Raw genomic sequence first — 8,757 nt, forward strand, 5'->3', positions numbered from 1 at the left:
CGCGGTGGTCCTAGACTCGCGCGCGGGGGCGCCGGAGGGGGTCCCGGCGCGGGCGCAGGGGCGGCCGGCGCACGACGACGACGCACCTCGGTGCCCGTCCCGGAGGACCACGAGCGGGAGGTCCCATGAGCCGGCCCGCCGACGCACGCCGAAGCGCGCCACCGGGCGGCGCGACCACGCCCGCACTCGGGCCGACCACCCCCATGACCGGCATCCCGGCCCCGTCGCCGTCTCCCGAGGCCCCGCTCGCGGGCGCAGGGTCGGGCGACTCCTCGTCGCACGGCCCGTCGTCCGGGGCTCGGTCGTCCGGGGCTCGGTCGTCCGGGGCACGGTCGTCGCGCGGTCGGTCGCGTCGCCGCGGATCGGACCCGGGAGCGGCGGGGCCGACCCCGATCCCGCCGGTCGCAGGCACCGGGGGCGGGCTGCCGCCGTACTCGCTGGGCCGCAGGCTCACCGACTGGCGCCGGGGCCGCGCCGACGGCCGCGCGGGGCTCCCGGGCGTCGAGCCGGGGCGCCCGCAGGGCACGCCCGCGCTGGAGGAGTTCGCCCAGGACTTCCTCGCCCGCAGCCACCGGGAGCGGCTACGGCTCGACGTCGAACTGGCTCCGTTGATCGAGGCGGAGGCAGCCCTGGTCGTGCGGATCGAGCAGACCGACCAGGCCGCCGTCCGGGCGGGGGAACGTCTGGACCCGTGGCCGATGCTGCTCGAGGACGACCAGCTCGGCCTGCGCCGCGGCGGCGAGTCCCGGACGGCCGACGACGTGGTGCGCGCGCGGCGGGCCCGCGAGTACGACGCCCTGCGCAGGCCGATGGTCGAGGAGGTCGACGGGCTGCGCCGCGCGGTGGCGACCGCGCACGAGGACCTGGCCCGGGTCCGCGCCGCGCTGCGCGCCCGCGAGGTCGTCGGAGCCACCCGGGTGCGGCGACTGCACGCCCAGGCGATGCGTCGCATCTCGGCCTACGAGCGCCACCTGGTGCGCCGCCACCATGCGGGGGACCGCGTCGGACCGATGCTCGCCGCGCAGCACCCGCGCGTCCCGAGGTGGGTGTTCGCCGCCGAGAACCCGGGGGTGGCTCCGGGCGGCGCACCGCCGACCCCGCCGTCCGGATCGCCGGCACCGTCGCCCGACGTGCCGTCCGGGCCCGCCGGCCGGCACGCCGGCCCCGCCGAGGAGGCCTGATGTCCCTGCGCGCCCGGTGGCGCCGAACGGTCGGCTCCCGCTCCCGGCGGGACCCGGCCGTCCCGCCGACCCCGGGCGGTACGGGTGGCTCCGGGTTCGGGGCCGTCGGCGGCGCCCCGCCCGAGCCCGGCGCCCGGGGCTCCCGCGCGGGCGGGACGACCGAGACCCCGACCGCTGGGGGCCCGCGCGCACCCGGCACGCCCGAGGAGCGACGGTTCTCGCAGGTCTACGCCGAGGACCGCGTCGGCCCGATGCCCTATCCCAACCAGGCCAGCCCCGACGTCGCCCTGGCTCGCGGGCGCGTGCGCGCGCTGGTCAACGACCTCCTGCCGGGCGGGGTCGACGAGGGCACCGGCGGCGCGCTCGACCCGCTGATCGCTTCCTGGGCCTCGGGCTGGCTCGCCCGCACCGACTCCGAGCACGCCGACCACCACGCCGTCATCGACCGGCTCATCGGCGGAGCCCGCCGGCAGCTCGCGGACGCGGAGGCCACGCACGAGCGCGATCGCCGCGCCCTGGAGATCGCCCGCCGCGACTACGCCGACGCGCGGGACCGCCTCACCGAGACCGCTCCCGATCCGGCCCGGCCCGGGTCCGGGTCGGACGCCGGGGCCGGGTCGGACGCCGGGACCGGGCGGCGCGGGCTGCTCCGCCGACGGGGCCGGGAGGCGCGCGCCGCCGACCCGTCACCCGAGCCCACCACCGGCCCGGTGCGGATCCCGCCCGGCTCGTACGGCACCACGCAGCCCGACCGGCCCCTCGAGCGCGGGCCGGGTGCCGACCGTCCGCTCCCGGGGCGGACCGGGCCCGGCGTGCCCCTCAGCGAGCGGACCGGTGAGTCGCGATGAGCCCGGGTCGGTCGCCGCGCTCGTACCGGGACCCGACGCTGCTGCTCGGCCGCTCGCGGGAGGACTACCTCGCGCTCGGCATCATCCTCCTGGCCATCGGCGGTGACATCGCGGCGTTCTACGTGGTGCTCGCGCGGGTGTTCCGCGGCTCCCCGTTCCTCATCGTCATCGGCACCGTCGGGTTCGCGGCCGCCGCCGTCGGGCTCGCCCATCTCGTGGGCCAGGGCCTCGCCCGGCGCCGCTGCGGGGACCCCCGCTCGAGCGTCACCCTGACCGTCGTCGCCCTCGCGGTGTGGTTGGTGCTGGGCGTCGCGGCCTTCGTCACGCGGCTGCTCACTCCGTCGACGACGTCGTCGGATCCGTTCGGGTCGTCGTCCGGGGGCTTCGGGTCCGGTGGCGGCGGAGGCTTCGGGGGGTCGTCGGGCGGCTTCGGCTCGGGCGGCGGCGGGGGCTTCGGGTCGTCGGGCGGCGTGGAGCTCTCGGCGGCGCTGCCCGCCGTGCTGTTCGGTGCGCTCTTCCTCGCCAGTGGCGTGGCCGCGATGGTCGCCACCTTCGTCTCGTTCAACCCGGTGGCGGGCGCCCTGCGGCGGGCCGAGCGCAGGCTCGGCCGGGCAGGCGCCGCGGAACGGCTCAGCCGCGCCGAGCTGGAGCGCTCCCGCGAGGCGCTGCGCCAGCAGGAGAACGAGCGTGACCGCGAGGAGCAGCGCTGGGTCGCGGCGCGCCAGCAGATCGCGGCCGAGATGCTCGAGCTGCAGAACTACGCCCGCAGCCTGATGGCCTCGCGCAAGCAGAACCCCTCGGTGACCGACGGGCTCGCGAGCTCCGCGCCCTACCCGCTGTTCACCCCGGCACGGTCGGCCGAGCCGGGCCGCGAGACCACCCCGCCCGTCCGGCCGGAGCACGACGCCCCGCCCCACCCGGGCACGCCGAACGGCACCGGTTCCCGTCCCCCGATCACCCCGAACGGAGACCGTCCGTGACGACCCGAACCGCCGCTCCCCGGGACGCGGCGGCGCGCCCGTCCGGTACCCGGACCGGGCGGGCGAGCTCACGCCTCGCCGTCGCGGCGGCCGCCCTGCTCGCGCTCGGCGCGTGCTCCTCCGGCGACGACGCGGCCGGGGGCTTCGCCGCGGGCGGCGGCGCACCGCTGAGCTGCCCGGTCCCGGTGGGCCCGATGGCGATCGCGGTCTCCGGGCGCGCCGCCAGCCCGGAGCCGGGCCTGCCGAGCTCGGTGCAACAGGCCGCGATCTCGGTCGTCGCCGGGGCGGCGGACCAGAAGGCGCAGCCGAAGTTCACCGTCGTGAACCTCGACGGGCGCCCGACGGTGGCCGGCAGCGACACCTACCGGACCGACGCCGGGAACGGGATCGCCGCGCAGGATGACCAGAACGCCTTCCTGTCCGGGCTCGGCAAGGCGATCTCGCAGGTCCGGGCGCAGTCACCCGAGGCCGACGTGCTGGGGGCGATGAGCCTTGCCGGGCGCTCGGTGCAGGGCGGCCGCCCGGGCACCGTCGTCCTCGTCGACTCCGGTCTGTCGACGGTCGCGCCCCTGGACTTCCGTCAGAAGGGCCTGCTCGACGCCCCCGCGCAGGACACCGTGGAGTTCCTGCGCTCCCACCAGGCGCTCCCCGCGCTGAACGGGGCCACCGTCGTCCTCGCCGGGCTCGGCGACACCGCCGCGCCGCAGACTCCCCTGGACACCGCGCAGCGCAGCGGGCTGGTGGCCTTGTGGAAGGGGATCGCGCAGGCCTCCGGGGCGGGCTGCGTCGCGGTCGTCGACGAACCACGCTCCGGCGACGCGCCCACCGACGTCCCGCCGGTGAGTGCGGTGCCGGTCCCGCCGCCGCCCACGATCACCCCCGGCACGGCGACGACCCTCCCCGACGACGGGTCGGTCGGGTTCCAGCCCGACACCGCCGAGTTCCGGGACCGCGCCGCGGCACGCGGGGTGCTCACCCCGTTCGCGGCCTTCCTGAAGCAGGGACCGACCCGGCGGATCGCGCTGACCGGGACGAGCGCGCGCGCCGGAACCCTCGCCGGCCAAGTCGCGCTGTCCACACAGCGCGCGGAGGCCGTGAAGGCGCTGCTCGTCGAACTGGGGGCCTCCCCCGACCAGATCGCCACGAAGGGCGTCGGCAGCCAGTTCCCGGGCTACGTGAACGACGTGGGGCCCGACGGCAAGCAGCTACCCGGGCCGGCGTCGACGAATCGGACGGTGATCGTCATACCGAGCGCCTGACCGGGCACCGGACCCCGCCGTATGCCCGAACCGTCCCTCCCGGTAACGTGACCGGTATCTCTTCACGTTTCGGCAACCTTCCCGTAGCCCGGCCGACGACCCCTCCTATCAGGGCCGACCGGGGGATCGCGGGGGGTTGCGGGCGGCAGGTCTGAACCGATCGAGACACGCTGCGTCACGGGCGGCGGTGTTCAGTCCGGGCTCAGCCCCCTAACGTCTTCTCTCCGGAAGCGTCACCACCCGACGTCCGGAGGGAAACACCAGATGACGACAGCCGCAGACCGGAGCCCCGACACCGCGGCTGGCCTCGAGGATTACACCGAGGCCGACGTGCACCAGGAGTTCGGCGAGAACCCCAACGAGGTGCGCGACACGAACCACTACAAAGACGAGTACATCAAGGGATTCGTCGACAAGTGGGACGACTACATCGGGTGGGAGGGACGCGCCGCCAGCGAGGGCTCGTTCTTCATCGACCAGTTGCGCAGCCGTGGTGTCGAGAAGGTCCTCGACGTCGCCACCGGCACCGGTTACAACTCGGTCCAGCTGCTCAAGGCGGGCTTCGAGACGGTATCGGCCGACGGCAGTGCCGAGATGCTGGCCCGCGCCTTCGCGAACGGCCGGGAGCACGGACACGTGCTCCGCGTGGTGCAGGCGGACTGGCGCTGGCTCAACCGGGACGTCCACGGCGAGTACGACGCGATCATCTGCCTCGGCAACTCGTTCACGCACCTGTTCGCCGAGCGCGACCGCCGCAAGGCCCTCGCCGAGTTCTACGCGATGCTCTCGCACGACGGCGTGCTGATCCTGGACCAGCGCAACTACGACCAGATCCTCGACGGCGAGTTCTCGTCGAAGCACAAGTACTACTACAGCGGCGACACCGTCACCGCTGAGCCGGAGTACCTCGACGACGGTCTGGCCCGGTTCCGGTACACGTTCCACGACGACGGGTCCGTGTACCACCTCAACATGTTCCCGCTGCGCAAGGACTACGTGCGGCGCCTCATGCGTGAGGTCGGGTTCCAGAAGATCGACACCTACGGCGACTTCCAGGAAACCTACGGCAACGACACCCCCGACTACTGGATCCACGTGGCTGAGAAGACCTACCGCACCGACGAGGAGCTCACCGACTCCTACTCCACCGCGGTCCACACCGCCCGCGACTACTACAACTCGACCGACGCCGACACCTTCTACCACGAGGTGTGGGGCGGCGAGGACATCCACGTCGGCCTCTACAACTCGCCCGACGAGCCGATCGCGCCCGCCTCGGCGCGCACCGTCGAGCGGATGGCCGAGACCGCGGGCATCACCGCGGACACCCGGATCCTCGACATGGGCGCCGGCTACGGCGGCGCGGCGCGTCACCTCGCCAAGAAGTACGGCTGCAAGGTGACCTGCCTGAACCTCTCCGAGGTCGAGAACGAGCGGAACCGGGAGAAGACCCGGGAGCAGGGTCTCGACGACCTCGTCGACGTCGTCGACGGCTCCTTCGAGGCCATGCCGATCCAGGACAACGCCTACGACCTCGTGTGGTCGCAGGACGCGTTCCTGCACTCCGGTGAGCGCTCGACGGTGGTCGAGGAGATCACCCGCGTGCTCGTGCCGGGCGGCCAGGTCGTGTTCACCGACCCGATGGCGGCCGACGGTGCCGACACCGCCCAGCTGTCGCCGATCCTGGCGCGCCTGTCCCTGGACACCCTGGGCTCGCCCGGGTTCTACAAGTCCGAGTTCGCGAAGCACGGGTTCACCGACTACGCGTTCGAGGACCACACGGACCAGCTCACGACCCACTACGGTCGGGTGCTCTCGGAGCTCGAGAAGGCGGAGAAGGCCTTCTCCGGCAAGATCTCCGAGGAGTACATCTCCAACATGAAGACCGGCCTGCGCAACTGGGTCAACGGTGGCAAGTCCGGTCAGCTCTCGTGGGGCATCTTCCGCATCAAGCGGTGAGGTGACCCGCCCGGGCTCTGTCAGCGATGCGGCGTGGCTGACGTTGGACGTCAGCAACTCCGCATCCTCGTGACCGGCCCCGCACCGAGACGACTACGACGGCAGGCGTACCGCAGGTTGGTACGTCTGCCGTCGTCGTCTGTCCACAGCCCAGTGGCTCCCGGATCTTCCGCGCCGCGCGTGACGGCGGATCGAGGAAGTGGAGTTGCTGACGTCGGGCGTCAGCGATGCCGCATCGCTGACAACCCGGGCCGGCAGCGGGGAAAGATCAACCGCGAGCCAGGGACGACAACCGGCCCCCGACGACCTTGCGGGCCTTCCGCCAGCCCTTCGACGCCACGCTCGACAGATCGGTCGTCGGCGTGAGCACCACCCGCCGCATCTCGTACGGGGAGTCCGACCGTCCCGCGAGCCCGGCCCGCGTCGTCACCGCGCACCGGTAGCCCAGCTCGGACACCAGCCGCGTCGTCGTCTCCGAGTAGTCCGACGCCGCACCGTTCGGGAACGCCAGCGTGTCGACCGAGATCCCGAGCCCCGACTCCAGCGCGGTGCGGGACTCCGCGAGCTCGGTGAGCTGCGCCGCCTCGGTCTCCCGCTCCAGGATCGCGTGCGACACCGTGTGCGACCCGATCTCGTGCCCGCCCGCGAGCAGCGACTTCGCGCCGGCCCAGTCCATGAAGAGCCCCTCGCCCACCGAGGTCGGCGCCGGGTTCAGCTCCTCCGAGACCCGCGCGACCTCGGCGACCCGGTCCGCGTGGTCGAGGGCCTTCACCGAGACGCGCACCGCGTCGTGCGCGGTCTGGCGGGCCGCCGGGGTTGTGAGGTCGTGCGTCAGCCCACCGACGGTCAGCCGCGGGGCCCGGGCCCGCTCGAACGCCGCGGAGAGGTCCTCCCACCAGGCGCCGACGGTCCCGGACAGGAACCCCGGCACGAGGAAGAACGTCGCGGGGAACCCGTGCTCGGCGAGCATCGGCACGCCGAGGTCGAGGTTGTCCCGGTACCCGTCGTCGAAGGTCAGCGCGACCGCGCGCGGCGGCAGCGGCTCGCCCAGCTCCATCAACGTCAGGGCCCGCTGCAGCGGCAGCACGTTCGCGAAGCGCTCGAGCGTCCGCAACTGCTTCGCGAAGCCGAGCCGACCGACCCCCGGCGGGTCCGGGAACCCCGGCGTCGGGTCGATGTTGTGCCAGCCGAGCACGAGGAGCCGGTTGCTCATGTCCGCCGATGGTAGGGATCCGCCGTCAGGTCCCCGTGGCCACGTCCCCGTCCCGGGCACGGGAGGCGACGACGGCGTCGGCGACCACCTGCGCGACGGCGGCACGGCGGGCGGGATCGCGGCGCAGCGAGCGGGAGAGCTCCAGGTGCACGAAGGGGGTGCCGAGGCGCGCGGCCAGGCGGCCCTGGACGTTGCGGATGCCCGAGAGCTTCTCGCAGCCGGGCTCCCCGCCCCCGCGCACCCGCTCCCCCGCGGCGTGCAGCCCGCGCGCCACGTCCTCGAGCAGAGCCGACGGCGCCGCCGCCCCGGACGACGCCACGACGTCGAAGCCCTCCCGGTCGGCACACCCGTGCACCTGCACCTGGGGTGTCCCCCGCGCCGCGACGATCCCCGCCGCGAGCCGGGCGAACACCGAGTCCGGCCGGTGCGACACGTCGGCGGGGAAGTCCGCCCGACGCCGGGCCCACGCGGGCGCCCCCGCGTGCCGGTGCGCCCCCGCCTGCAGCAGGAGAGCCCCGTCGAGCCGGTCCAGCACGCCGAGACCGACCTGCTCGGTCCGCAGGTCGGAGTGCGGGTGCGGGATCTCGACGACGACCTCCGGTGCCGGGTCCCCGACGACGGCGGGCAGCACGACGACGCCCCAGGCGCGCGGGTCGCGCGGGTCGGTGGCGAGCAGCGTGCGCCCGCCCACGGCGCAGAGGCCGAACCCGAGGGCGGCGCCTGCCGCGGCCAGCTCCGTCCCGGTCCGGTGCGTGCACGCGGCCACCACGGCGCCGACGAACCGGTCGACCGCCGCGTCCTCACCGGATGTCGGGGGGCGGTACGGGCCGTCGACGAGCAGCGCGGTCGTGAGCCGGTCCACGACGGCGTCGAGCGACTGGTCCTCCGCGCCGCCCACCACGGGGCGAGCCTGTCACGCGCGGCGGGGCGGCACCCGCCGTCAGGCTCCCGCGGGGTAGGCCGGGCCCCAGCCCGATCGACCGCTGCCGTGCTCGTCGCCCGCACCCGGGCCGGGCGGGCCACCGTAGACCGAGTGGGCACCACCGGAGGGCGGGTTGCCGAACGGCGGGGTCCCGAACGGCGCGACGTAGAAGCCGAGCGGACGCCGCGGGGCGTTGAGGAAGGCCGCCGCCTCGGCATCGGGCTCGAAGGGCAGGTCGCCCTCGCGGGGGAACACGGACTCCGCGAGCGCCGACGCCGAGGCGCCGCGCGGGGGGTCCGGGTCCCACCCGGTCTCGTCGCCCGGGCCCGCCCACGCCGGCGCCACCGGCTGCGGCCGGGACGTGGTCCGCAGGGCCACGACCCGACGGGGGCCGG

7 protein-coding genes and 1 pseudogene are annotated in these 8,757 nt (G+C 74.9%); 5 read left to right on the forward strand and 3 right to left on the reverse strand.

Annotated elements, in window-relative coordinates; all coding sequences use genetic code 11:
* Positions 1-125 precede the first annotated feature (125 nt).
* From VGI02_RS19415 to VGI02_RS19435, 5 genes are all read left to right on the forward strand, one after another.
* The gene (locus VGI02_RS19415; protein ID WP_331629866.1) at positions 126-1,181 is read left to right on the forward strand and encodes a hypothetical protein; all 1,056 of its coding nucleotides are present in this window, start codon (positions 126-128) and stop codon (positions 1,179-1,181) included.
* Entirely contained in the window at positions 1,181-2,029 is an 849-nt protein-coding gene (locus VGI02_RS19420) for a hypothetical protein (protein WP_331629868.1), read from the forward strand. The genes VGI02_RS19415 and VGI02_RS19420 overlap by 1 nt, the downstream gene beginning before the upstream one ends.
* Complete coding sequence (locus VGI02_RS19425; RefSeq protein ID WP_331629869.1) at positions 2,026-3,009, forward strand: hypothetical protein; 984 nt, start codon at positions 2,026-2,028, stop codon at positions 3,007-3,009. Before VGI02_RS19420 ends, VGI02_RS19425 begins: the two co-directional genes overlap by 4 nt.
* On the forward strand, positions 3,006-4,268 hold the full coding sequence (locus VGI02_RS19430; RefSeq protein WP_331629871.1) for an OmpA family protein: 1,263 nt from the start codon (positions 3,006-3,008) through the stop codon (positions 4,266-4,268). Before VGI02_RS19425 ends, VGI02_RS19430 begins: the two co-directional genes overlap by 4 nt.
* Positions 4,269-4,532: 264 nt before the next feature.
* Positions 4,533-6,227: a glycine/sarcosine N-methyltransferase gene (locus tag VGI02_RS19435; RefSeq protein ID WP_331629873.1), complete on the forward strand. Its 1,695-nt coding sequence runs from the start codon at positions 4,533-4,535 to the stop codon at positions 6,225-6,227.
* 268 nt (positions 6,228-6,495) lie between these two features.
* Here VGI02_RS19435 and VGI02_RS19440 read toward each other — a convergent pair whose 3' ends face one another.
* The 3 genes and pseudogenes from VGI02_RS19440 to VGI02_RS19450 all read right to left on the reverse strand — a co-directional run.
* Entirely contained in the window at positions 6,496-7,440 is a 945-nt protein-coding gene (locus VGI02_RS19440; RefSeq protein WP_331629875.1) for a polysaccharide deacetylase family protein, read from the reverse strand.
* Between the two features lie 25 nt (positions 7,441-7,465).
* On the reverse strand, positions 7,466-8,341 hold the full coding sequence (locus VGI02_RS19445) for a hypothetical protein (RefSeq protein WP_331629877.1): 876 nt from the start codon (positions 8,339-8,341) through the stop codon (positions 7,466-7,468).
* Positions 8,342-8,380: 39 nt separating this feature from the next.
* Positions 8,381-8,757 (reverse strand): annotated as a pseudogene (locus VGI02_RS19450) (hypothetical protein); the annotation flags it as partial.

The sequence above is a fragment of the Actinomycetospora sp. genome, assembly GCF_036497245.1.
Lineage (GTDB): Bacteria > Actinomycetota > Actinomycetes > Mycobacteriales > Pseudonocardiaceae > Actinomycetospora.